The sequence below is a fragment of the Actinosynnema mirum DSM 43827 genome (assembly GCF_000023245.1).
In the GTDB taxonomy this organism is placed as follows: domain Bacteria; phylum Actinomycetota; class Actinomycetes; order Mycobacteriales; family Pseudonocardiaceae; genus Actinosynnema; species Actinosynnema mirum.
Window position 1 is genome coordinate 7,534,376 of record NC_013093.1, and the last position, 23,446, is coordinate 7,557,821.

Annotated in this window: 23 protein-coding genes; 11 read left to right on the forward strand and 12 right to left on the reverse strand. The window is 73.0% G+C overall.

Annotation, left to right across the window (positions count from 1 at the left end):
• Nucleotides 1–3: 3 nt before the first annotated feature.
• The gene (locus AMIR_RS31885) at nucleotides 4–987 is read left to right on the forward strand and encodes a Gfo/Idh/MocA family protein (protein ID WP_015805116.1); all 984 of its coding nucleotides are present in this window, start codon (nucleotides 4–6) and stop codon (nucleotides 985–987) included.
• Here AMIR_RS31885 and AMIR_RS31890 read toward each other — a convergent pair.
• Nucleotides 984–1,202 carry a hypothetical protein gene (locus AMIR_RS31890; RefSeq protein WP_041837168.1) on the reverse strand — a complete coding sequence of 73 codons (219 nt, stop codon included), beginning with the start codon at nucleotides 1,200–1,202 and terminating at the stop codon, nucleotides 984–986. The two genes, AMIR_RS31885 and AMIR_RS31890, sit on opposite strands and share 4 nt — an antisense overlap.
• Before the next feature lie 101 nt (nucleotides 1,203–1,303).
• Here AMIR_RS31890 and AMIR_RS31895 point away from each other — a divergent pair, with 101 nt between their 5' ends.
• Genes AMIR_RS31895 through AMIR_RS31900 form a run of 3 tightly spaced genes read left to right on the forward strand, consistent with a single transcriptional unit; the run spans nucleotide 1,304 to nucleotide 3,032 of the window.
• On the forward strand, nucleotides 1,304–2,143 hold the full coding sequence (locus AMIR_RS31895) for a helix-turn-helix domain-containing protein (RefSeq protein WP_015805118.1): 840 nt from the start codon (nucleotides 1,304–1,306) through the stop codon (nucleotides 2,141–2,143).
• A gap of 13 nt (nucleotides 2,144–2,156) precedes the next feature.
• The gene (locus tag AMIR_RS37915; RefSeq protein WP_015805119.1) at nucleotides 2,157–2,330 is read left to right on the forward strand and encodes a DUF397 domain-containing protein; all 174 of its coding nucleotides are present in this window, start codon (nucleotides 2,157–2,159) and stop codon (nucleotides 2,328–2,330) included.
• Between the two features lie 45 nt (nucleotides 2,331–2,375).
• Nucleotides 2,376–3,032 carry a DUF1707 SHOCT-like domain-containing protein gene (locus AMIR_RS31900; protein WP_015805120.1) on the forward strand — a complete coding sequence of 219 codons (657 nt, stop codon included), beginning with the start codon at nucleotides 2,376–2,378 and terminating at the stop codon, nucleotides 3,030–3,032.
• A 64-nt stretch (nucleotides 3,033–3,096) separates the two neighbouring features.
• On the opposite strand, the gene AMIR_RS31905 is transcribed toward AMIR_RS31900, so the two are convergent.
• From AMIR_RS31905 to AMIR_RS31920, 4 genes are all read right to left on the reverse strand, one after another.
• Entirely contained in the window at nucleotides 3,097–5,244 is a 2,148-nt protein-coding gene (locus AMIR_RS31905) for an ATP-binding protein (protein WP_015805121.1), read from the reverse strand.
• Between the two features lie 4 nt (nucleotides 5,245–5,248).
• On the reverse strand, nucleotides 5,249–5,761 hold the full coding sequence (locus AMIR_RS31910) for a DUF6879 family protein (RefSeq protein ID WP_015805122.1): 513 nt from the start codon (nucleotides 5,759–5,761) through the stop codon (nucleotides 5,249–5,251).
• Nucleotides 5,736–5,915, reverse strand: coding sequence for a hypothetical protein (locus tag AMIR_RS31915; protein ID WP_222840701.1), 180 nt, complete (start codon nucleotides 5,913–5,915; stop codon nucleotides 5,736–5,738). The genes AMIR_RS31910 and AMIR_RS31915 overlap by 26 nt, the downstream gene beginning before the upstream one ends.
• 239 nt (nucleotides 5,916–6,154) lie before the next feature.
• Nucleotides 6,155–6,583, reverse strand: coding sequence for a hypothetical protein (locus tag AMIR_RS31920; RefSeq protein WP_015805124.1), 429 nt, complete (start codon nucleotides 6,581–6,583; stop codon nucleotides 6,155–6,157).
• 244 nt (nucleotides 6,584–6,827) lie between these two features.
• Here AMIR_RS31920 and AMIR_RS31925 point away from each other — a divergent pair, with 244 nt between their 5' ends.
• From AMIR_RS31925 to AMIR_RS31945, 5 genes are all read left to right on the forward strand, one after another.
• Nucleotides 6,828–7,151, forward strand: coding sequence for a hypothetical protein (locus tag AMIR_RS31925; RefSeq protein ID WP_015805125.1), 324 nt, complete (start codon nucleotides 6,828–6,830; stop codon nucleotides 7,149–7,151).
• A 5-nt stretch (nucleotides 7,152–7,156) separates the two neighbouring features.
• Complete coding sequence (locus AMIR_RS31930) at nucleotides 7,157–8,335, forward strand: bifunctional WXG100 family type VII secretion target/C40 family peptidase (protein ID WP_015805126.1); 1,179 nt, start codon at nucleotides 7,157–7,159, stop codon at nucleotides 8,333–8,335.
• A gap of 4 nt (nucleotides 8,336–8,339) precedes the next feature.
• A complete protein-coding gene (locus tag AMIR_RS31935) occupies nucleotides 8,340–8,714 on the forward strand; it encodes a hypothetical protein (RefSeq protein WP_015805127.1) in 375 nt (124 codons plus the stop codon).
• Entirely contained in the window at nucleotides 8,711–11,353 is a 2,643-nt protein-coding gene (locus tag AMIR_RS42995; protein ID WP_015805128.1) for a YbaB/EbfC family nucleoid-associated protein, read from the forward strand. Before AMIR_RS31935 ends, AMIR_RS42995 begins: the two co-directional genes overlap by 4 nt.
• An 82-nt stretch (nucleotides 11,354–11,435) precedes the next feature.
• Nucleotides 11,436–12,650 (forward strand): hypothetical protein, encoded by a 1,215-nt coding sequence (locus AMIR_RS31945; RefSeq protein ID WP_015805129.1) that lies wholly within the window; start codon nucleotides 11,436–11,438, stop codon nucleotides 12,648–12,650.
• A 76-nt stretch (nucleotides 12,651–12,726) separates the two neighbouring features.
• On the opposite strand, the gene AMIR_RS31950 is transcribed toward AMIR_RS31945, so the two are convergent.
• Complete coding sequence (locus AMIR_RS31950) at nucleotides 12,727–13,788, reverse strand: adenosine deaminase (protein WP_143760978.1); 1,062 nt, start codon at nucleotides 13,786–13,788, stop codon at nucleotides 12,727–12,729.
• A 321-nt stretch (nucleotides 13,789–14,109) separates the two neighbouring features.
• On the opposite strand from AMIR_RS31950, the gene AMIR_RS31955 reads away from it, so the two are divergent.
• The gene (locus AMIR_RS31955; protein WP_041838571.1) at nucleotides 14,110–15,297 is read left to right on the forward strand and encodes a coiled-coil domain-containing protein; all 1,188 of its coding nucleotides are present in this window, start codon (nucleotides 14,110–14,112) and stop codon (nucleotides 15,295–15,297) included.
• Nucleotides 15,298–15,627: 330 nt separating this feature from the next.
• Nucleotides 15,628–16,212 carry a hypothetical protein gene (locus AMIR_RS31960; RefSeq protein WP_015805132.1) on the forward strand — a complete coding sequence of 195 codons (585 nt, stop codon included), beginning with the start codon at nucleotides 15,628–15,630 and terminating at the stop codon, nucleotides 16,210–16,212.
• A 58-nt stretch (nucleotides 16,213–16,270) separates the two neighbouring features.
• Here the strand turns inward: AMIR_RS31960 and AMIR_RS31965 are convergent, their stop codons facing one another.
• The 6 genes from AMIR_RS31965 to AMIR_RS31990 all read right to left on the reverse strand — a co-directional run bounded on the left by AMIR_RS31965 (nucleotide 16,271) and on the right by AMIR_RS31990 (nucleotide 23,064).
• On the reverse strand, nucleotides 16,271–17,545 hold the full coding sequence (locus tag AMIR_RS31965; RefSeq protein WP_015805133.1) for a thymidine phosphorylase: 1,275 nt from the start codon (nucleotides 17,543–17,545) through the stop codon (nucleotides 16,271–16,273).
• Nucleotides 17,542–17,985: a cytidine deaminase gene (locus tag AMIR_RS31970; RefSeq protein ID WP_015805134.1), complete on the reverse strand. Its 444-nt coding sequence runs from the start codon at nucleotides 17,983–17,985 to the stop codon at nucleotides 17,542–17,544. The genes AMIR_RS31965 and AMIR_RS31970 overlap by 4 nt, the downstream gene beginning before the upstream one ends.
• Nucleotides 17,978–19,243, reverse strand: a complete 1,266-nt coding sequence (locus AMIR_RS31975) for an ABC transporter permease (RefSeq protein WP_015805135.1) — start codon at nucleotides 19,241–19,243, stop codon at nucleotides 17,978–17,980. Before AMIR_RS31975 ends, AMIR_RS31970 begins: the two co-directional genes overlap by 8 nt.
• Nucleotides 19,240–20,313, reverse strand: a complete 1,074-nt coding sequence (locus AMIR_RS31980; RefSeq protein ID WP_015805136.1) for an ABC transporter permease — start codon at nucleotides 20,311–20,313, stop codon at nucleotides 19,240–19,242. Before AMIR_RS31980 ends, AMIR_RS31975 begins: the two co-directional genes overlap by 4 nt.
• Nucleotides 20,313–21,857: an ABC transporter ATP-binding protein gene (locus tag AMIR_RS31985; protein WP_015805137.1), complete on the reverse strand. Its 1,545-nt coding sequence runs from the start codon at nucleotides 21,855–21,857 to the stop codon at nucleotides 20,313–20,315. Before AMIR_RS31985 ends, AMIR_RS31980 begins: the two co-directional genes overlap by 1 nt.
• Nucleotides 21,858–21,927: 70 nt before the next feature.
• Nucleotides 21,928–23,064, reverse strand: a complete 1,137-nt coding sequence (locus AMIR_RS31990; protein ID WP_041838573.1) for a BMP family lipoprotein — start codon at nucleotides 23,062–23,064, stop codon at nucleotides 21,928–21,930.
• Nucleotides 23,065–23,446 lie beyond the last annotated feature (382 nt).

Consider the following 23,446-nt stretch of genomic DNA (forward strand, 5'->3'; position numbering starts at 1 on the left):
TCCATGAGCGACCGCGTGCGGATCGGGGTTCTCGGGGCTGCCGCCATCGCCCCCGCCGCTCTCGTCAAGCCGGCCCTCAAGTCGTCCGCCGCGGAAGTGGTCGCGGTCGCCGCGCGGGACCCCGAGCGGGCGAGGGCGTTCGCGGACAAGAACCTCGTGCCGAAGGTCTTCGACGACTACCAGGCGCTGATCGACGACCCGGACGTCGACGCCGTCTACAACCCGCTGCCCAACGGGCTGCACGGCAAGTGGACGTTGAAGGCGCTGGCGGCGGGCAAGCACGTGCTGTGCGAGAAGCCGTTCGCCGCGAACTCCGAGGAGGCCGAGCGGGTCGCCGACGCGGCCGAGGCCAGCGGGCTCGTGGTCATGGAGGCGTTCCACTACCGGTACCACCCGCTCGCCAGGCGCATGGTCGAGGTGCTGCCCGAGCTGGGCGCGCTGCGGCACGTGGAGGCGCGGATGTGCTTCCCCCTGCCCAGGTTCTCGAACATCCGGTACGACTGGGACCTCGCGGGCGGGGCGCTGATGGACGCCGGGTGCTACGCCGTCAACGCGGTCCGGATGCTCGGCGGCGAGCCCGAGGTGCGCAGCGCGCGCGTGCGGCTGCGCAACCGGAAGGTCGACCGGGCGGTCAAGGCGGACCTGGTGTTCCCCGAGGGGCACGTCGGGTTCGTGCACGCCTCCCTGTGGTCGGGCGCGGTGCTGAAGCTGTCCGCGCGGGTCATCGGGGAGAAGGGCGAGCTGCGGGTGGTGAACCCGTTCATGCCGCAGTTCGGGCACCGGATGGCGGTGCGGTTGGACGGGCACACCAGGAACGAGCGGTTCGGGTGGAAGCCGTCGTACCGGTACCAGCTGGACGCCTTCACGGACGCGGTCCTGCACGGCAAGCCCTTCCCGACGACGGCGCGCGACGCGGTGGCGAACATGAAGGTGGTCGACGCGATCTACCGCGCGGCCGGGCTGCCGGTGCGGGTGCCGACGGTCTAGGCACTCTCCTGGTCTTCGAGGTTGAGCTTGTGGCTGAGCTCGTTGTCGTTGACCAGCACGCGGAAGTGGCCGACGAGCGAGGCGTAGTCGGGTTCGCGGCACTCGATCGCGGACCCGGTGGCGGGTGGGGTGACGGCGATCCTGAGCTCCCAGTTGGCGTAGGCGCCGCTGATCTTCCAGGTGCGCTCGACGGCTTGTTCGGTGGGCGATTCCATGCTGGGAACGGTGGTTTCTTGCCGGCGGGGCACGCAAGCCCCTCCTCTTTCGGGTGATCAGGACTTCCTTGCCAACGTGGCAAGGAGCCAGAGTCTGCGGCATGACGCGCCAGGGGGCTTCGTTCCGGCAACGGCGGGTATCTGCCGAGCTGCGAGCGCTGCGGATCGAACGTGGGGTGAGCTGCGCGGAGGTGGCGCAGGCCATCGGGGTGTCGGAGAGCAAGATCAGCCGGATGGAGACGGGCAAGCGCGGGCTGTACGCCTACGACGTCGCCGCCATCCTGGGGTTCTTGCAGGCGCCGCAGAAGCTGCGAGACGATCTGATCGAACTCGTGCAGGCCGGAGAAACCCGGAACTGGCACTTCGTTCGCCAGAGCAACAGGGTGCCGCCGCAGTGGAAGGACCTGCTCGAACTTGAACAGCAGGCATCGGCGCTCTACAACTACGAAACGATGATCGTCCCCGGTCTGGCCCAGACTGCCGAGTACACGCGGGGAATCCTCAGCGTCAGCGATGCCATCCAGGAGCACGAACTGGAAGCTCTGGTTGCCATGCGCCTGGGACGGCAGTCGGTCATCGGCCGCATCTTCTTGCACCTGATACTGGACGAGAGCGTGCTGATGCGGAAATTCGGCGACCCGGTGATGATGCACGCGCAGTTGCGACACCTGGTGGCCATGAGCAGCAGGAACAAGGTGACCATCCAGGTGCTCCCCTTGAACAGCGTCATGCACCCCGGGCTCAACGGGCCGTTCATGCACCTGGAGTTCACCGACCAGCCGGGCCTGGTCTACATCGAGGGCAGGGACAGCCACAGCTTCCTGGAGGAGGACGTGCACCTCGACAACGCCAAGTCAGCCTGGCGCAAACTCCTCGCGCTGGCACTACCGCCCGAAGCCTCGGCAGCGTTGATCGACGAGCACGCGAGCAAGCTGATCTGACAGGAGCACCACCGTGAAGCACAACTGGCGCAAGGCCAGCCGTAGTAGCAGCGCGGGCAACTGCGTCGAGGTGGCGCGCATCCCGAACGGAGTACTGGTCCGGGACTCCAAGAACCCGAATGGCCCAACGCTGCGCTTCTCCGCAGCGGCATGGGGGCAAACCCTGAAATCAACCCTGGAATCGTGACCGACCAGGGGGTACCGCACCCCTCCCGCTCCTAGACTGACCACCGTGAGCGACGAGCTGGTCCCGGACCCCCGTCAGATGCGCGCCTCCGACGCCGACCGCGAGCGCGTGGCGCAGGTCCTGCAGAAGGCGCACGGCGAGGGTCGCATCGACCTGGGCGAGCTGGACGAGCGCCTGGCCTCGGCGTACGCGGCGAAGACGTACGGCGAGCTGGTGCCGCTGACCTCCGACCTGGGGGTGGTGCCGTTCGGCGAGGTGTCCGCGCAGCAGCTCCAGCAGCAGCGGTCGCTGGCGAACCGGGTCGACCCGTCGGCGATGCAGGGCCCGTCGACCTCGTTCGCGTTCTGGTCGGGTGTGGAGCGCAAGGGCGACTGGGTCGTGCCGCCGACGCACACGGCGATCGCGGTCATGGGCGGCATCGAGATCGACCTGAGCCGGGCGAGGTTCACCCAGCAGCACACGACGATCAGCGCGAGCTGCTTCTGGGGCGGCATCGTGATCTACGTGCCCGAGGAGGTGACCGTGCAGGTGGACGGCACGGGCATCATGGGCGGCTTCGACGACAAGACCCACCGCACCGAGACGATCCCCGGCGGTCCGGTGGTGCGCATCACCGGCGTGGCGATCATGGGCGGCGTGGAGGTGCGGCGCCCGAAGCGCCCGAAGCTCAAGCGCGGCGACCGGGGCGAGCTGACGGGCTGATCCCGGTGGGCTGACCTGACGGTGGGCCGACCTCCCGGTGGGCTGACCTCCCGGTGGGCGCGGCTCAGCCGAGCCGCGCCCTGAGCCCGGCGGCCTGCGGGTCGCCGACCTGCTCGTAGCGCTGGGCCGCCAGCTCCCACAGCGCCCGGTCGCCGGGGTCGCCGGTCGCCGTGAGCGCGTCGCCGTGGGCGTGCAGGCTCATCGCCTCGCTGCGCGCGTCCCCGAACGCGCGGAACACCCCGGTGGCCCCCGCGAGCTGCCCGGCGGCCTCCCCCGGACGCCCGGCCGCGATCAGGCTGCGGCCCAGCGCGAGGCGGCCCCACGCCGCGGTCCAGGTGTCGGCCAGCTCCTCGAAGATCCGGACGGCCTCGGTTCCGCGCGCCACCGCCTCGGCGAACTCGCCGAGGCCCGCCGCGCACTGGCCGAGGCTGAGCAGGGCCATGCCCGCGCCGCGCCGCTCGCCGATGCCGGTGAACACCTCCAGCGACTCGGTGAAGTGCCCGCGCGCTCCCGCGTGGTCCTCCCGGTCGGTCAGGACCAGGCCGATGCCGCGCGCGGCGAACCCGGTCACCCAGTCCGGTCGCACGCCCCGGCCGGTCTCCTCGCGCGCCGCCGCGCGTCCGGCCGCCCGCGCCGCGTGGTAGCGGTCGACGGCCTCGTCGGCGCTGCCGTCGCGCCAGCAGGCGTCCGCGAGGGTGAGCAGGCTCAGCGCCTCGCCGAGGTGGTCGCCGAGCGCGGTCGCGGCCTCGACGGCCCGCAGCGCGGTGCGCCGGAGGTCGTCGCGGTAGGAGCGCATCTCGAAGAAGCCGTCGACGGCGGCGGCCGTCTTCCACACCAGCTCGTGCTCGCCGCGCTCGACGAGCTGGTCGAGCACGGCGAGCAGGGTGGGGCGCTCGTCCTCCAGCCAGCGCAGCGCCTCGGACTCGTCGGCGAAGTCCGCGGGCGCGCTCACCCCGTCCGGGATCGGCGGCGGAGGGGCGGTGGCCGAGTGCGGGAGGATGCGCAGCCGGGCGCGGTCCGCGCGGAGCAGGAGCCAGGTCGCCGACCTGCGCACGGCCGCGTCCCGCTCGGCGGGCGTGCCGCGCGCGGCGACCAGCTCGGCCGCGTACTCGCGCAGCAGGTCGTGCACCCGGAACCGGCCGGGCAGGTGCGGCTGCGCCAGGCTCACCGAGGCCAGCTCGCGCAGCAGCCTGGTCGCGGTGGCGGGCGGGACGCCGAACAGGGCGGCGGCGACGTCGACGCCGACGTCCGGCACGGGGTGCAGGCCCAGCAGGCGGAAGGCGGCGCGCAGCTCGGGGCCGAGCGCCCGGTACGACCAGGAGAACACCACCCTGGTGTCGCTGAGCTCGTCGTCCGGGGAGGCGAGCGCGTCCAGGCGCTGCCGCTCGTCGCGCAGCTCGGCCTCCAACCTGGGCAGGCGCGGGCCGGGCCACTCCGAGGCCCGCTCGCCCGCGATGCGGAGCGTCAGCGGCAGGCACCCGCACAGCTCGGCCACCCGCAGGGCCGCCGGGCGGTCGGCGGCCACCTCGTCCGGTCCGATCAGCTCGCCGAGCAGGTCGGCCGACTCGGCCGGGGACAGCGCGTCCAGCGTCACCCTCGCGGCTCCTTCCCTGACGACCAGCCCGGACAGCACGCTGCGGCTGGTGACGACCGTGCAGCACAGGGGAGACGCGGGGAGCAGGAGGCGCACCTGGTGCGGGGAGCGCGCGTTGTCGACGACGACGAGGAGGCGCTTGCCGTCGAGGAGGGACCGGAAGAGGGACGCGCGGTCGGCCTCGTCGTCGGGGATGTGGTCGGGCGGGGTGCCCAGGGCGCGCAGGAAGCCGTCGAGCGCGGCGGACGGGTCCAGCGGGAAGCCGGGGCCGTAGCCCCGCATGTCGACGTAGAGGGCGCCGTCGGCGAACCGGTCGCGGACGCGGTGCGCCCAGTGCACCGCGAGGGCGGTCTTGCCGACGCCGGGGGCCCCGACGAGGACGAGCAGGGCGGGACCCGCCTGGGCGCGGGCGGGGCGCAGGAGGCGGTCGAGCCTGCCGAGGTCGACCTGGCGGTTGACGAACGGGACAGGGCGGAGCGGGAGCTGGCGGGGGCGGGGCCCGGTGGCGGCGGCTGCGGCGCCGGTGACGACGACCCCGCCGTGCACGACGCCGACCTGGAACAGCGACCCGATGTCGTCCCCGGAAGCGGTGTTGCCGCTGGCGGGGATGTCCGGCACGGCACTACCCCGGCCGGTATTCGCTGTGGTCGACGGCGCGCGCCCAGACGGCCTCGAACGCGTCGCGGCACAGGGCGACGACCTCGGGGGCCTCGGTGATCTCGTCGCCGAGGTAGGTGCCGTCGCCCGCGAAGTGGCCGAAGCGGACCAGGCGGTCGTCGAAGAGCCAGAAGTCGTTGCCGGGCAGGGCGAGGTCGGAGGCCGCGCGGCGGGGCAACCAGCGGACCCGCTCGCCCGCGGCGACGTTGAGCGCGGCGGTGTCCTCGTGCTCGTGGCGGATGTAGTCGGTGACCGGTTCGGAGACGATCCGGGCGCGGCGGACGTCCACGCCCCTGGCGACGGTGGCGACGACGAGGTCGTACCAGTCGCGGAAGCGCTCGACCGGGTCGGTGCGCACGCCGGACAGCCAATCCTGGAAGGCCGGGTCGGCGGGTTCGTACACCTCCCGCATTTCCAGGTGCACCGCAGAAGTGCGACAACCGGCGAACAGCTCAGCGAACGTCGGTCGCTCGGTCACGACAGGCCTCCTGGACGAGGTCCCGCATCCTGGCGGGAATGCGCACCACGGTCTCGTGCGGCGCGCGCGGGCTCTTGGCGGTCAGCTCGGCCAGCGCATCCTGGTCGGTGACCTGCGCGCCCTGCAACACCAGGTCCCCGGTCTCGTCGTCCACCCAGACCGCCGCGCAGTTCCCACCCTGACAAGCCTGATCGGTTCCCACTAATCGCATTTCCAACCCCCACAAGGTCAAGCATTGGACTTAAATGCAATGCTCGCACCAGCGGTTGGGAGGGTCAATAACCCGACCGAGTCAGCCGGGAAAAGATTTCCCGCGCGTTCGAGGGAAAAGAAAACCTGGCCGCAGATCTGCGGCCAGGCGAGTGGTTTTCCGGTCTACCGGGGTCGACCGCCCTAGTACCAACCATCACCCGATCGTGCAGCCTGGCTGTCGACCTCGGCGGCGGCCAGGTGGGACAGGGCGGCGACCGCCTCCTGGAGTTCGCGCTGGCGCTCCGGGGTCTGCTCGGCCTCCAGGCGGACCTCGATGCGGCTGCACCCGGCGCCGTCCTCGGTGACCACGGCCTCGCCGCCGTCCCAGGTGACCCTCCGGACCGACTCGTCCACCCGCACCCCGGTGGGCTCGATGCCCGGCAGGTGCTCGGTCAGGTTCTCCGGGCGGGCGACGAACTCGAACAGCCGCTGCGCGGGCAGGTCGACCGGCGCCCGGTAGGTGTAGGTGGTCATGGCGGGCGAGTACCCGCGCTCCGGGTGGCCGAACCCGAGGGTGTCGAACGGGTGAGCGGTCCGGTCGGCACGGGGGGCGACCTCGTCGTCACGCACGGGCGCCGCCGCGCCCGAGAGCGTTCCCGGGGGTCCCCCGCCGCGTCGGCCGGGTGTAGAAATGCGAGTGGCCCTCGGCAGGCGCTGTCCCGGCGCCGCCGCGCGTCCCCCCGGCTCCTCGGACCGCCTCGCGGTGGCGCGCGGGAGCGCCTGGCCCAGGGGTGCGATCTGCGTCGAAAGACCATCGCGGGCAGGCGCTGTCGGGCACTATCAGGGTGATTTCGAGCGGGCACGAGGGGGCAGGGTGGAACAGGGGTTCGGCGTCGACACGGCGGCGCTCGGCGGGTACGGGACGACGGCCTCCGGGCTCGCGGGCGAGGTGGCCGAGGTCGGCTCCGGGACGCTGTCCGGGGTGGACTCGCTGGCCGCCGACAGCTTCTCGGAGCTGGGCCAGGAGGTCGGTCTGGCCGCCGCGTTCCAGCGGGCCGCCCGGCAGCAGCTCGACGGCGCCACGGGCGCCGCGAAGGCCCTCGACGCGCTCGCCACCGCCGTCCGCGACACCGCCACCGACTACGCCGAGCAGGAGACGCGCAACAGCGCCGCCCTGAACGACGCCTACCGGGTCTGACCGCCGTGGACGTCTCCGGGCTGATCGGGGCCCTCATCCAGCCGATGAAGGACGACCTGGCCAAGCTGCAGGGCGACACCGGCGGCGCCTCGCGCGCGGCCGACTCGCTCGGCAGGGCCGCCTCCTCGTTCGAGGAGATCGGCGCCAAGCACTCCGGCGCGGCCCGCGAGGTGCTCGGCACCTGGTACGGCGAGAAGGCGGGCGTCTTCCAGGACCGCGTGGCCAAGTTCGACGGCGGCGTCGACCTGCTCGCGCGCAACGCCACCGCCGCGCGGGACGCCGTCGGCGCCGCCGTGTCCACGGTGGAGTCCGGGCGCACCTCCGTGCAGCGCCTCATCACCGAGTTCACCGACTGGGCGACCCCGAAGCTGTCGACCGCAGCCGCGCTGGACAAGATCGGCGCGCAGGGCGCGGTGCTCGGCATCACCGCCGCGGTGACCGCGCGCGGCGTGGAGTACCAGGGGCGCTCCACCAAGGAGATGGACCGGCTCAGGGACGAGCTGAAGGCCGTCGCCGACCGGCTCGCCGCGCTCCAGCCCGCCGACTTCGGCGGCGTCGGCGACGGCATCGGCGCGGAGGACGGCGGCACGACCACGGCCGCGAGCGCGCAGGACGGCGCGGGCAAGCGCGAGCCCTCCTCCTACTCCGGACCGGCCGACAGCGGTGGCGGCGGGGGCGGGAGCGGCGGCGGTGGCGGGGGTGGCGGTGGCCACAGCGGCGGGGGTGGCGGAGGGGGCGGCGGTGGCGTCGGGCCCCGGCTCCCGGTCGCGATCCCGCCCCAGCCGGGCACCGGGGTGGGCGTCAACCTGCCCGACGGCAGCTCCGCCGAGGCCCCCAACGAGATCGCCGCGCAGGCGGTCCGCAACGCGCTGTCCGCGCTCGGCACCCCGTACGTCTGGGGAGGTCAGAACCCTCCCCAGGGCACGGACTGCAGCGGGTTGACCAAGTGGGCGTACGCGGGCGCGGGCCTGGACATCCCGCGGCTCGCCCAGTCGCAGACGGTCGGCGCGTCCGTCCCCGCCGGGCAGCTGCTGCCCGGTGACCTGGTGGTGTGGGACGGGCACGTCGCGATGGTGATCGGCAACGGCCAGATGGTGGAAGCGGGCGATCCGGTTCAGGTGGGGGCCATCCGCACCGACAACATCGGCATGGCGTTCTACGGGTTCTACCGACCGACGGGCTGAGTGCGTGGACGAGGTCGAGCGGGTGGCCCGGCGGGTCGCCGACGCGGGGCGGGCGATCACCGACCAGCTGGCCAGGACCGGGCCGCTGGTCGGTCGCGCGTCGTCCCCCGACGGCGCGGTCGAGGTGGTCACCGCCCCCGGTGGGCCGCCCCTTGAGGTGCGGATCAGCCGCGCGGCGCTGAGCATGGGAGCGGACGGGCTGGCGGCGGAGATCCTGCGGGTGGCGGAGCGCGCCGCCGCGGCGGCGGGCGCGGTGGCCGAGCGGGCGCTGGCCGGGGTCGCCGAGCCGGGCGGGCTGGTCGAGGCGGGCATACCGGTCGCCGACCGGCGCGACGACGAGGACTTCGGTGACGGGAGCTACCTGAGGGGAACGCGGTGAACGAGCAGCGACTGGTCGCGGCCGACCGGCTCACCTCGGTGCTCGCAGGCGCGACCGGCACCGCCACCCACCCGAACGGCCTGGTCAGGGTGACCGCGACGGCCAACGGGGTGCTGCGCGACCTGAAGATCCAGCCCGGCGCGCTCGAGCGCGGGCCGCAGGAGCTCGGGGCGCTGGTCGCCGAGACCGCGAGGCTCGCCACCGACGCCGCCGTGCAGACCGGGTACAACGAGCTGGCGAAGGCGATGGGCGACTCGGTGGCCTCGGCGGTGGAGGCCGTGGTCGGGCCGCCCCCGCAGCCGCAGGGACCGCAGGCCGTCGCCGGACCCGGCGACGGGGACGGCGGTGGATCGGGTGGCGGACCGGGCGGCGGTGCGGTCGGCGCTTCGGGAGCGGGTCTTAGGACCGGTGCCGGATCGGGCGGGGCCGGGCACACTGGCGGGTGGTCGGCCGCGAAGTCGGAGGAACAGGGAGTCATGGACCCCTCCCAGTGGCAGGAAGAGGGCGAGGAGCCGGACACCCCGCGTCGGGTGTCGGGCCGCGAGGACGTGCGCGGGTGGCGGCAGGCCGAACCCCAGTCGCGGTCCGGGTGGCCGTCCGCGCGCTCCGCGCCGGGGCAGAGCTGGGCGGGCAAGCAGGCCGAGCGGGTGCCGACGTGGCGGGAGACCCAGGAGCGGGACCGCGCGCGGGCCGAGGAGCGCGAGCGGCAGCGCGCCAGGGAGGCCAGGGAGCTGGAGCAGGCCGAGCAGGACAAGGCCGCCCAGGAGGCCGCCCAGGAGCAGGCGACCCGCGAGCTGGCCGCGCAGGAGCTGGTGCGGGAGGAGGCCGAGCGGGCGCGCGCCGAGGAGCTGGAGCGCGAGCGGGAGCTGGCCCAGGAGCGCGAGCGGGAGCAGGTCAGGGCCAGGCAGCTGGAGCGCGAGCGCGCCCTCGAACGGGAGCGGCAGCAGGAGCGCGAGCGAGCCGAGCAGGAGCGGGCCGAGCAGGAACGCGCCGACCAGGAGCGGGCAGGCCAGGAGCGCGCCGGGCAGGCCGAGCAGGAGCAGGACGACGAGCCCGAACCCGCGCCCGGACTGGAGCGGGTGCTCAAGCGCGCCCGCGACCTGGGGCTGGACGTGGAGCTGGAGCGCGAGGCGAACGCCGAGGAGGAGGCCGCCGAGCACGTCACGAGCAAGATCGCCCGGCCGGTGCCGCCCGCCGCGAGCCCCGCGGAGCCCGCGCAGGGCGACGTCGCGAGCGCCGGGCAGGTCCCGGCCTCGGCCGAGCACGCCTGGCAGCCGCCCACCGCCTCCTCGTGGCAGGCGTCGACCGACCGGGGCGCCGCCGGTGGTGGCAGCGCGCCGTGGCAGCGCGAGGGCAGCCAGGTCCCGCTCCAGACCTCGACCGAGCAGGGCGAGGGCGCGCGGGAGCAGCGCGAGGGCAGGCACCACGCGGCGGGGCGCGGCGGGCAGGGCGCACCCGGTGAGCAGCCGTGGGAGTGGAAGCCGTCCGTGATCGCGGGGGCCGAGAACGGCCCCGGCGGGCAGCCTCCGGCACCCCAGAACCAGGGCGGCCAGGGGAACCAGGGCCAGGCGCCCCAGACCCCGGCAGCGCAGAGCCAAGCGGCGCAGAGCCAGGTGCAGCAGAGCCAGGTGCAGCAGAGCCAGGTGCCGCAGAGCCCGGCCGGGCAGAACCCCGCGGCCCAGAACCCCGCGGCCCAGAACCCGGCGGCCCAGAACCCGGCGGCCCAGCACTCGGCAGCGCAGAGCGCGGCAGCGCAGAACCCGGCCGCGCAGGGCACGGCGGCCCAGAACCCGGCGGGGCAGGCCCCCGCGTCCCCGGTCGCGGCGCCGCAGGTCCCGGCGGGCCAGGGCTCGGGGCCGCAGGCGGCGCCCGCGCAGCCGTCCGCGCCGAGTCCCGCGCCGCTCGCCGGGCGTCCGCAGGGGCGGCCCTCCGGGCGGCCGTCGCGGCGCGACCTGGGGGTCGAGCTCCCCCAGAACCCGCTGTTCCCCCAGGCGCCGGGCCAGTCCCGCGCGCCGTCCATGCCGCAGCCGCCGCCCGGCACGGCCGCGGCCATGCCGGTGGCCGCGATGGACACCCGGTGGCAGTCGTTCGCGACCGACCACCCGGTGGCCGCCGACCGCGTCGCCGCCTGGCACGCCAGCGACTGGCGGCCCACGATCGCCTACGACGAGCCGCAGGGCGGTCAGCCGCCGACCGGCCCGCAGGGCGGTCCCCAGAACCTCCCCGGACCGCAGCAGGGCCGCCCCGGCGGTCCCGGCGGCCGTCCGCCCGGCGCGATGACCCGCCCGCCGCTCCCGCCCGGCGCGGGCACGATCCCGCCCGGCGCCGTGCCGCCCGGCGCGGGGACGATCCCGCCCGGCGGTCCCGGCCGGTTCCCCCCGCCGCCCGCCAACCCGGTCCCGCCGGGGCCGTGGCAGCGCGGCGTCGGCCAGGGCGGCGTCGGCCAGGGCGGTCCCCAGGGCCCGCAGGACGGCTACCAGCAGCAGCACGGCGGCCAGCAGCCGTGGGCTCCCCCCGGAGGGCCCCAGGGCGGTGGGCAGAACCGGGGCGGCTACCCGCCCCCGCCGCCCCCGCCCGGCCGTCGCGGAGGGCCCCGCCCCGAAGACGAAGGGGACCGGTACCGCAGCCAGCGGCGGTAGTCGGAGATCGACCCCGTAGGCTCTGGTCCCGCACCGCACGGGCTGCAAGGCGTTGGCCGCAAGGCGTTGACCGGGAGGTCTGATGGCGCAGGACATCGTCCCGATCGAGCTGGGACTCACCCAGGGGGACGTCGTCACCCTGTGGGCTCCCCGCTGGCGGGAGGAGGGCGAGGAGTGGGAGGCCTTCCTCGGGCACGAGGAGGACCTTTACGCCTTCCCCGACGCCGCGCACCTCGCGGCGTTCGTGCGCGAGGCCGCGGAGCACGACCTCACCGACCACCCGGCGTGGCACGTGGTGCCCGCGCTGTCGGTGGAGGAGCTCTCCCCTGACGAGAACCACCAGTTCGACCTGGTCGGCGTGCCCGAGCTGGTCGCCGAGGAGCCCGACACCTGGGTGATCGGCGAGCTGGCCGACGTGGTGTCGATCGTGCGGTCGCTGGCCGAGGTGTGCGACCTGGAGAAGGTCCACGAGGTGCTCGACTCGGCCGAGGGCTTCGCGCTGCTGCCGCAGGGCACGCTGCCGTTCACCGGCCGCGAGGGCAAGGCGCTGTGGAGCGAGCTGGGCCAGGTCGTCGCGGAGAAGTGGGACGAGGTGCTCGACGCGATCGACGAGGTCGTGTCCACCCCGGACGTGGACGAGGCCGCGCTCGCGAAGGGGCAGGAGGAGCTGGCCGCGTACCAGGAGGCGGCCGAGGCCGCCCGCGCCGAGGACGACGACGTCGAGGACGACGAGGCGGGCGAGGCCGCCCCCACGTTCTGGTCCGAGATCGGCATCGACCCGGTGAAGATCATCACCAGCGCGGGCGAGTACTACACGCTGCGCTGCTACCTGGACGACGAGCCGCTGTTCCTCGGCCGCCGGGGGAAGATCGACGCGTTCACCTCGCCGCGCGCGCTGTCCCGGTTCATCGTGGAGGCCGACGACAACGACCTCACCGAGGTGTCGACCTGGCAGGAGCTGGTGGTCAAGGCGACCGGCGGCGACCTGGAGGTCGAGGTCGACCCGGACAACGTCTACGTGCTGACCGGCCTGGACGAGGACATCGCCGAGGGCCCCGACGGCATCGACCCGACCCAGCTGGACCTGGTGGTCGAGCTGCTGGAGGACGCGGCGGACTGGGCGGGCGACGACAGCGTGAAGCTGGCGCTGAACCAGTCCGAGAGCCTGGGCTGGCTGGTGTCGTACGTGCTCAAGCCCGACCCCAACCGGTTGGCCCCGAGCGCGCCGTACGACGCCGAGGTGGCCGCGTGGCGGACGCTGTCGGCCGCGTTCGAGGACCGGCTGCGCGTGCACTGAGCGCTTGACGTGCGAGAGGGGCGTTCCCGACCTGGTCGGGAACGCCCCTCTCGCGTTGTGCGGCCGAAGCCCCGGATCAGCCCTTGAGGGCGGCGTAGCCCGGCTCGACGACGTCCTGGATCAGCGCCCGGCGCTCGTCCAGGGGCAGGAAGGCGGCCTTGGCGGCGTTGACCGTGAAGGTCCGCAGGTCGTCCCAGCCGAAGTCGAACTCGCGCACGACGGCGGCGAACTCGCCGGTCAGGGAGCAGTCGCTCATCAGCCGGTTGTCGGTGTTGAGCGTGACGCGGAAGCCGAGGTCGGCCAGCCGCTTGACCGGGTGCTCGGCGATCGAGGCGAACGCGCCGGTGTGCACGTTCGAGGTCGGGCACATCTCCAGGGCGATGCGGCGGTCGCGCACGTACGCGGCCAGGCGGCCGACCTGGTCGCCGTCGACGTCGTCGATGATCCGGACGCCGTGGCCCAGCCGCTCGGCGCCGCAGCGCTGCACGGCCCGGTGGATGGACTCCAGGCCGTCGGCCTCGCCCGCGTGCACGGTGAAGTGGGCGTTCTGCTCGCGCAGGTACTCGAACGCGGGCAGCTCCCTGGTCGCCGGGAACCCGGCCTCGGGGCCCGCGATGTCGAAGCCGACGACGCCGGCGTCGCGGTAGCGGACGACCAGGTCGGCGATGCGCTGCCAGCCGTCGTTCTGGCGCATCGCGCACAGCAGGGCGTTGACCCTGATCCGGTTGCCGGAGGCGGCCTCGCCCTGGCGGAAGCCCTCGTTCACCGCCTCCACGACCTGCTCCAGGCGCAGGCCGCGGTCGGTGAACAGCTCGGGGGCGTAGCGGATCTCGGCGTAGGCGACGCCGTCGTCGGCCAGGTCCTGCGCGGCCTCGGCGGCGACCCTGACCAGCGCGGCCTCGTCCTGCATGACCCCGCAGGTGTGCGCGAAGCCCTCCAGGTAGCGCACCAGCGAGCCGGAGTCGGCGTTGTCCCGGAACCAGGCGCCCAGCTCGGCCGGGTCGGCGGTCGGCAGGCCCTCGTGGCCGCAGGCGTCGGCCAGCTCGATCACGGTCCGCGGGCGGAGACCACCGTCGAGGTGGTCGTGCAGCAGGACCTTGGGGGCGGCCAGGAGCGCTTCCGGCGAGAGGGGATTCATGGTCGACACCGTAACCTCCGGGCCCGGTGGCGCGTTGTTCAGTCGTGATGCAGAACTTTGCGCTACGCGGGTGTGACGACATATCACCCGCTAGGGTCAGGATTCCTCGGCAGAGGGACTTGGCCAGCGCTGTTACCTGCCGGTACAGCAGGGTCCATTCACACTGATGGACTACAAGCTAGATCAAGATGGGCGATCCCGCCTAGGGGGTAGTACCTGTCACCCCGTGGACGCGGTTAGGCTCCCGGACGTCTCCCCTCCCCTGGACGAAGGCACCCAGCCGTGAACGAGAACAGCAACTCCACGATGTCCTTCGATCGGATGCGCAACATGCTCACGCGCGCCGCGGAGATCCGTGAGAGCGAACAGCAGCAGATCTTCGACGCGCTGGACGAGATCCACGCGCGGATGTCCCCTCTCGAGACGCTGGGTTCCGTTCGCAAGCGGCTGTCGGAGCTGCCCGACCGGACCGAGGTCAGCGTGCTGGCCGAGCGGCTGGACGAGGCGCTGTCCCGGCTGGAGGCGCAGGACACCGCCGTCCAGGGCATCAACCGCGCGGTGGAGGGCCTGGTCGACAAGCTCGCCAAGCCGTTCGCCCAGCTCGACGGCAGGCTCGACGGCGTCGCCGGGCGCTTCGAGGGCGTCGCGGGCCGGATGGACGGCCTGGAGGACAAGCTGTCGCACATCCACAAGCGGCTGGACGACCTCGACGGCCACCTGGACAAGCAGGACGGCAAGGTCGAGCAGCTGCCCGGCGCGGTGACCACGCCGCTGCGCGAGCGCATCGAGTCGCTGGAGGCGGCGCTGCGGTCGCGCATCGACGAGGTGGACGAGGGCGTGCACGAGCACCTCGACGGCACCCGCGAGGCGCTGCAGCGGACCGTGTCCGACACGTCGGGCGCGCTGCACGGGCGGTTGGACGAGACGCGCGACAACATCAACTCGACCAGGGACGGGTTCCACGCCGCGCTCACGTCGACCAACGACAGCCTGCACTCGGCGCTCGCGGACACCCGCAGCACCGTGCACGGCAAGCTGGACGAGGCCCGCGAGGCGCTGCACGCCGCGCTGGACGAGACCAGGGACCAGGTCGACGCGACCGACCGCCTGGAGGCGCTGGCGCAGCGCCTGGAGCAGGTCACCTCGCGCCTGGACACCATGACCACCAGGCTCGACGCGGTGGAGGACGACTTCGCGACGCGGCTCAGCGAGCTGTCGGGCGTGGTCGAGTCAAGCATGGCGAAGGTCGAGGGCAAGATCTCCGAGCGCCCCGACGCGGACTCGCTCACCTCGATGGTCAACCGCAGCAACAAGGAGTCCGAGCTGCGCATCGGCGGCCAGCTGGACGAGGCGATGGCGACCTTCGCGGAGCTGATCCTCGGCGGCGGCCCGTCCTCCGCTCCCCCGCCCCCCACCGCCCTCCCCCGGCCGCAGCGGCGGGTGCGGAAGAACGGGCCGAAGAACGGCGAGCTGCGGGACGACGACGACCTGGACGCCCAGGGCGCCTGACGGGCGGTCGGACGGACGGCGGCGAGCCGGACAGGTGGACTTGAGCGGCTGACCACGGGCGCCCGCTGGTCGGGGAGACTCCAGCGCGGCGCGAGTGCTCGAAGGGCCCGGCCCCCACGGGGGTCGGGCCCTTTCGCGTCCCAGAGCGACGTGTGGGCGAGGGGCAGGGGTGCGCGTTCCCGCAGTGCTTCGAGCACCGTCGAAAGTCCCGGGCGCCCGGCCCGGCCGCCGCTAGCGTCGGTGGGGCCCGCAGGACCGGGGAGTCCGGCGGGCGCCGATCGCGGGGCGTCGGGTTCCACGACCGCCCCGCGCGATCCACCAGGGGGAACCATGGTTCGGAGAAGCGGCAGGCTCACAGCGCTGGGGGCGGTGGCGGCGGCAGTGGTGTCGCTGCTGCTGGGCGGCACGGCGAACGCGTCCGGGGAGCACGCGTTCACCGCGCAGGCCCGTGCGGCCGGGCTGAGCTCGGCGCAGGCCGAGGGGTTGCAGGACAAGGTCGACGGTTACCTGGAGCAGTTGGGCGACCGGGGCAAGCAGGTCGCGCCCAACCAGATCGACCTCGGTGGCGCGGTGCTCAACGTGACCGTGCCGGGGGAGGACCAGCCGAGGAACCTGGCCGAGGTCACGACGAACGTCGACAACGCGGCCCAGTGCAGCGGCAACTGGGCGCGGTACCGCTGGTTCTGCGCTTACCGGAACGAGTGGTTCAGCGGCGACAACATCGGGATGTACAGCTGCGGCGAGTACTACATCCCCTGGTACACGATGGGGTCCTGGCACAACAACCAGACCACCGGCACCAGGCCATGGCTCTACTTCAACGACGGCCAGGACCCGTGGCACATGCCCCCGGCCGACTCGCAGCAGGCGAGCGGCGTGGGCTGGACCCCGGTGTACTCCATCGTCAACTGCTGACCCGAGAACGCCGGAGGGGCGCGGCCACCAGGCCGCGCCCCTCCCGCTCGTCCCCGTCTCAGCCGCGGATCGTGTCGATCACCAGCGCCGAGCGCTCGGTGACCTCCCCGTTCAGCTCCACGCCCCCGCGCAGCGTCTCGAACGCCGCGTCGAACGCCTCCGGCGTGTCCGTGTACAGCTCCGCGATCGGCTGTCCCGCGCTCACCGCCGCACCCGGCTTCACCAGGCACCTCACCCCGGCCCCGGCCTGCACCGGGTCCTCCTTGCGGGCCCGGCCCGCGCCGAGCCGCCACGCCGCGACGCCGACCGCGTACGCGTCCAGCCCGGTCAGCACGCCGTCCTCGGCGGCCTCCAGCACCCGCGTGTGCTTCGCGACCGGCAGCTCCGCCTCGGGGTCGCCGCCCTGGGCCCTGATCATCCGGGCCCACGTCTCGTACGCCTCGCCGGACGCCAGCACGCGCGCCGGGTCCACGTCGATCCCCGCCAGCGCCAGCATCTCGCGGGCCAGGGCGACGGTCAGCTCGACCACGTCCTCCGGGCCGCCGCCGCGCAGGACGTCCACCGACTCGGCGACCTCGATCGCGTTGCCGACCGCCGCGCCCAGCGGCACCGACATGTCCGTCAGCAGCGCGGTCACCTTGCGGCCGTGGTCAACGCCGATGTCCACCAGCGCCCGCGCGAGCGCACGCGCCCGCTCCTCGGTCTTCATGAACGCCCCGGAGCCGACCTTCACGTCCAGCACCAGCGCGTCCGCGCCCTCGGCGATCTTCTTCGACATGATCGAGCTGGCGATCAGCGGGATCGCCTCGACCGTGCCGGTGACGTCCCGCAGGGCGTACAGCTTGCGGTCCGCCGGGGCCAGGCCGGTGGTGGCCGCGCAGACCACGGCGCCGACCGAGCCCAGCTGGGCGGTGATCTCGTCCAGGGACAGCTGCGCCCGCCAGCCGGGGATGGACTCCAGCTTGTCCAGGGTGCCGCCGGTGTGCCCGAGGCCCCTCCCGGACAGCTGCGGCACCGCCGCGCCGCACGCGGCGACCAGCGGGGCCAGCGGGAGGGTGATCTTGTCGCCCACGCCGCCGGTGGAGTGCTTGTCCACCGTGGGGCGGTCGACCCGCAGGTCCAGCACGTCGCCGGACGCGATCATGGCCCTGGTCCAGCGGGCCGTCTCGGCGGCGTCCATGCCGTTGAGGAAGATCGCCATGGCGAGCGCGGACATCTGCTCGTCGGCGACCTCGCCCCTGGTGTAGGCGTCGACGACCCAGTCGACCTGGCCGTCGGTGAGCCGGAGCCCGTCGCGCTTCGCCCTGATGACGTCGACAGCGGTGTGGCTCACGGCAGGTCCTCCGGTCCGAAGGCGTCCGGCAGCACGGCGCTCATCGGCAGCACGCCGGACGGGGTTTCCACCAGGCAGTCCGCACCGCCCAGCTCGTACAGCACCTGGCGGCAGCGACCGCAGGGCATGAGCAGCCGGCCTTCGCCGTCGCTGCAGGTCACCGCGACGAAGCGGCCACCGCCGGTCAGCCGCAGCTGCCCGGCCATCGCGCACTCGGCGCACAGGCCGAGCCCGTAGGAGGCGTTCTCGACGTTGCAGCCGACGACGACGCGACCGTCGTCGCACAGGGCCGCCGAGCCGACCTTGAGCCCGGAGTACGGGCAGTAGGCCAGCTGGGCGGCCTGGAGGGCGGCGGCGCGGAGCGCGGTCCAGTCGACCTGGACCGCGCCCCCGCCTGTGCCCGTGCCCTCTTGGGCGCTTGTGCCGGAGGAATCACCCACGGCGGTAGACCTCACCATCGGCCGCGGGCATCCGCAACCGCTGGGACGCCACGGCCAGCACCACGAGGGTCACCAGGTGCGGCGCGTACGTGGTGAGCTGGCTGGGCACCTCCTCCACGCTGAAGTAGATCGCGTACAGCGCCACGGCCGCGACCGCGCCGCCGAGCGCCGCGATCCACCGCCGCTTCCACAGCTGCCAGATCACGACCGCGCCGACCAGCAGCACCGAGCCGTAGATCAGCGACATGAACGTGGCGCCGCCGCTGCGCAGCTGGAGGCCGTCGGCGTAGCCGAACAGGGCCGCGCCGCCGAGCAGGCCGCCGGGCCGCCAGTTGCCGAAGATCATCGCGGCGAGGCCGATGTAGCCGCGCCCGTTGGTCTGGCCCTCCAGGTAGCCGGGCTGGCCGGGGTTGAGCACCAGGGTCGCGCCCGCGATGCCCGCCAGCGCGCCGGAGATCAGCACGGCCGCGTACTTGTACAGGTACACGTTGACGCCGAGCGACTCGGAGGCCACCGGGTTCTCGCCGACCGACCGCAGCCGCAGGCCGAAGCGGGTCTTCCACAGGATCAGGTAGCTGGCCACCACGAGCGCGGCGGCGATCATCACCAGCGGGGAGACGCCGGTGAGCAGGCCACGCAGGATGCCCGCGACGTCCGAGACGCCCACCCGCTGCTGCTGCTCCAGCTCGGCCAGCCAGTCGGTCAGGCCCGCCGCCGAGTAGGTGTCGAACTTCGGCACCGCCGGGGACTCGCGCGGGTTGTTGGACACCGGCTCGAACAGCAGCGTCGACAGGTACTTGGTGACGCCCGCTCCGAGCAGGTTGATCGCCACGCCGGACACGATGTGGTTCACCCCGAAGGTGACCGTGGCGACCGCGTGCAGCAGGCCGCCGAGGGCGCCGAACACGATCGCGGCGATCAGCGCGGGCCACGGGCCCCACTGGTAGCCCGCCCAGGCCGCGCCCCAGGTGCCCAGGATCATCATGCCCTCGAGGCCGATGTTGACCACGCCGGCGCGCTCGGCCCACAGGCCGCCGAGGCCCGCGAGCAGGATCGGCAGCGCCAGGCCGACGGCGGTCTGGATGGTGCCCGCCGAGGTGAGCTGGGCGACGCCGGTCAGGTACGAGGTCGTGGCGAGCAGCGTGATCGCGCCGACCACGGCCAGCAGGCCGACCGCCCAACCGGGGAGCTTGCGCGCCTTGCGGGGCGGCGGGACGGTGCTGGGGGCCTCGGAGGGGTTCATCAACGAAGTGCTCACGACGACGCCTCCACGGTTCCCAGCTGCTGCCCGACCCGACGCTGCTGGGCCGCCACCTCGAACCGGCGGACCACCTCGTAGGCCACGACGACCGACAGCACGATCGAGCCCTGCATGATCGTCACGATCTCCCTCGGCACGCCCTGGTTGTCCAGCGCGAGGCCGGCCTTGTCCAGGAACGCCCACAGCAGCGCGCCGAGCGCGATGCCGCCGGGGTGGTTGCGGCCGAGCAGCGCGATGGCGATGCCGGTGAAGCCGATGCCCGCCGGGAAGTTCAGGTCGAAGGTGTGGTTGCGGCCCAGGATCTCCGGCATGGAGACCAGGCCCGCGATCGCGCCGGACATGAGCATGGCGATCAGCACCATGCGCTTGGCGTTCACGCCGCCCGCCGCGGCGGCGGTCGCCGACTGCCCGGAGGCGCGCAGCTCGAAGCCGAACCGGGTGCGGTTCATCATCACCCAGTAGCCGACGCCGAGCGCGATCGCCAGCACGACCAGGCCGTACACGGTGCCCGCGCCGCCGAGGTCGATGCCGGGGACCCAGCCGGTCTCCGGGATCTCCGGGGTGCGGATGTTGTTGCCGCGCAGCTCGCCGAACATGTCGCGGCTGATCAGGTACGCGGACACGCCCATGGCGAGCCCGTTCATCATGATCGTGGAGATGACCTCGTTGACGCCCCTGGTCACCTTCAGGACCGCCGGGATGGCGGCCCAGGCGGCGCCCGCGACGGCGGCCGTCAGGATGATCACCAGGGTGTGGACGCCGGTCGGCAGCGCGATCGAGCCGCCGACGACCGCGGCGACGACGGCCGCGACCCGGTACTGGCCCTCGACGCCGATGTTGAACAGGTTCATCTGGAACCCGACCGCCACGGCCAGCGCCGCGATGTAGTACGTGCTGGTGCTGTTGACGATGTCGACGGCGGTGGTGCCCTCGCCGACCTGCAGGACCATGGCCCCGAACGCCCGCAGCGGGTTGGCGCCCGAGATGAGCAGCGCGATCCCGCACAGCAGGGCGGAGAACAGGATCGCCAGTGCGGGCGGCAGCAGCTTGCCGCGCAAGATTCCCATTACTCGCCTTCCACTTCCGCGACCGCCGAGCTGGTCGCGCCCGCGCCGGTCATGGCGCTTCCGAGGTCCTCAGGGGTGACGGCGCTCGGGTCGGCGTCGGCGACGAGCCTGCCGCGCAGCATGACCTTGATCGTGTCCGAGAGGCCGATCAGCTCGTCCAGGTCCGCGGAGATGAGCAGCACGGCCAGGCCGTTCGCGCGGGCCTGCTTGATCTGGTCCCAGATCAGGGCCTGCGCGCCGACGTCGACGCCGCGCGTGGGGTGCGAGGCGATCAGCAGCACGGGGTCGCCGGACAGCTCGCGGCCGACGACCAGCTTCTGCTGGTTGCCGCCGGACAGCGCGACGGCCGCCACCTCGATGCCGGGGGTGCGCACGTCGAACTCGTCGACGATGCGCTGGGTGTCCTTCTTCGCGCCCGCGATGTCCAGCCACGGCCCGCGCGAGGCGGGCTTGCGGGTCTGGTGGCCGAGGATGCGGTTGGCCCAGAGGGGCTCCTCCAGGAGCAGGCCCTGCCGGTGCCGGTCCTCGGGCACGTAGCCGATGCCCGCCTCGCGGCGGGCGAGCGTGCCGAGCTTGGTGATGTCGCGCTCGCCCAGCCGGACAGAGCCGTGGTGGGCCTTGCGCATCCCCATGATGGTCTCGACCAGCTCGGTCTGACCGTTGCCCTCGACGCCCGCGATGCCGACGATCTCGCCCGCGTGCACGGTGAGGTCGATGTGGTCGAGCACCGGTCGGGCGCCCTCCTCGGCGACCAGGCCGAGGTCGTCGACGACCAGCACGGCGCGGTCGGTCACGGTGGACTCGCGGGTCTCCGGGCTGGGCAGCTCGGAGCCGACCATCATCTCGGCGAGCTGCCGGGAGCTGGTGGTCCGGGGGTCGGCGGTGCCGACGGTGGTGCCGCGCCGGATGACGGTGACCGAGTCGGCGATCGAGCGGACCTCGTCCAGCTTGTGCGAGATGAACAGGAAGGTGTAGCCCTGCTCGCGCATCCCCCGGAGGGTGTCGAACAGCTCGTTCACCTCCTGCGGCACGAGGACGGCGGTCGGCTCGTCGAGGATGATGACCTTGGCGCCCCGGTAGAGGACCTTGAGGATCTCGACCCGCTGCCGGTCCGCGACGCCCAGCCGCTCCACGAGGACGCCGGGGTCGACGGACAGGCCGGTCTGGCCCGCCAGTTCGAGGATGCGCTTGCGCGCCCTGGCGCCGATGCCGTGCAGCGCTTCCGCGCCGAGGACCACGTTCTCCTGCACGGTCAGGTTGTCGGCGAGCATGAAGTGCTGGTGCACCATGCCGATGCCGACCTTGATGGCCTCGGCGGGGCTGCGGAACCGCACCTGCTCGCCGTTGACCTCGATGGCGCCCTCGTCGGGCTGCTGCATCCCGTACAGGATCTTCATCAGGGTGGACTTGCCCGCGCCGTTCTCACCGCACAGCGCGTGCACCTCGCCCTGGGCGACGCTCAGGTGGACGTCGCTGTTCGCCACGACGCCGGGGAAGCGCTTGGTGATCCCCGACAGGACGACAGCAGGGGTCGGTTTGCTCATGGAGGCTCCCTCAACCACGCGCCAGGCCCCGCGAAGATCGATTCGCGGGGCCCGGCGCGGTCGGTTCGGATCAGCTGGTGGGCTGGTCCGAGACGGTGATCTTGCCCTCGATGATCTGGGCCTTGTAGCCCTCGAGGACCGCCTGGAGGTCGGCGTCGATCTTGCCGCCCGAGGTGGAGTAGCCGACGCCGTCCGACTTGAGGTCGAAGACCTTCGGCAGGGAGGCCAGGTCGTTCTTGGCCGACGCCTTGATGAAGTCGTACACCGCCACGTCGACGCGCTTGATCATCGAGGAGACGATGACGTCCTTGCTCTCCGCGACGGTGGTCTGGTTGTACTGGTCGGAGTCGACGCCGATGGCCTTGACGTTCGCGGCCTTCGCGGCGGAGAAGACGCCCTTGCCGGAAGCGCCCGCGGCGTGGTAGAGCACGTCCGCGCCCGCGTCGATCTGGCCCTGAGCCGCGACCTGGCCCTTGGCCGGGTCCTGGAAGCCGGTGAAGTCGCCCGCCGGGGTCAGGTACTTCTTCTCGACCTTGATCTCCGGCGCGGCGGCCTTGGCGCCCTGCAGGTAACCGGCCTCGAACTTGCCGATCAGCGGGGTCTCGACGCCGCCGACGAAGCCGACGTGGCACTTGGCGCTCTGGTAGGCGGCGATGACGCCCGCCAGGAACGAGCCCTGCTCCTCGGCGAACACCAGCGGGGTCACGTTGGACGCGCCCTCGACGCTGCCGTCGACGATCGAGAACTTGACGTTCGGGAACTCCGGCGCGACCGTCTTGAGCGACTCCGCGTAGGCGAAGCCGACCGTGACGATGACGTTGAAGCCCTCGCTGGCCATCTGGCGCAGGCGGGTGACCTTGGCGTCCTCGGCCTCGTTCGGGGCCGCGGTCAGCTCCTTGACGTCCTTCAGGCCGAGGTCGGCCTTCGCCTTGTCCAGGCCCGCGGCGGCGGCGTCGTTGAACGACGCGTCACCACGCCCGCCGATGTCGTACGCGAGGCCGACCTTGAGCGCGCTGCCGTCCACCTTCTCGGTGGTGGACGCGCTCGTGGAAGACGTGGCGGCGGCGGCCGGGGGCTTCTCGGCGAACTTGCAGCCCTCACCGGCGGCGCTGGTGGACCCGCCACCCGTGGAACCGGTGTCCTTGGCGCACGCCGCCATGGACAGGACGCTGGTCAACGCGACAGCGGTGACCGCAAAGCCGCGCAGTTGACGACGCACTGCTCGTCTCCCTCCCTGCTCTGTCGAGCAGACAACTCCCGACTCGCAGCGGTCGGGCTCCGAGTGGTGGACCGTACCCCGTGGTAATGACGATCGCGCACGTGCAGGCCCGCCGTGACCTAATCGTTGGTGCCTCGACCCACTACCGCCACTCGACGTAACAATCTGGCCCCGTTCGGTGATCAACAACTACGCAGGGTGAGCTTTGAACCACGGTGGACGAACACCCGTAAAACACTCGGGAAGGCTGGGGCCAACGGCGGGGTCCCAGCCTTCCTTCGGTCAACGGTTGACAGAACACCCTGCTCCGGGCGTCCCGACGGGGTCGTGAGAACCCGGTCGCGGCGGCCCGGCGCCCGCCGCCGAACCC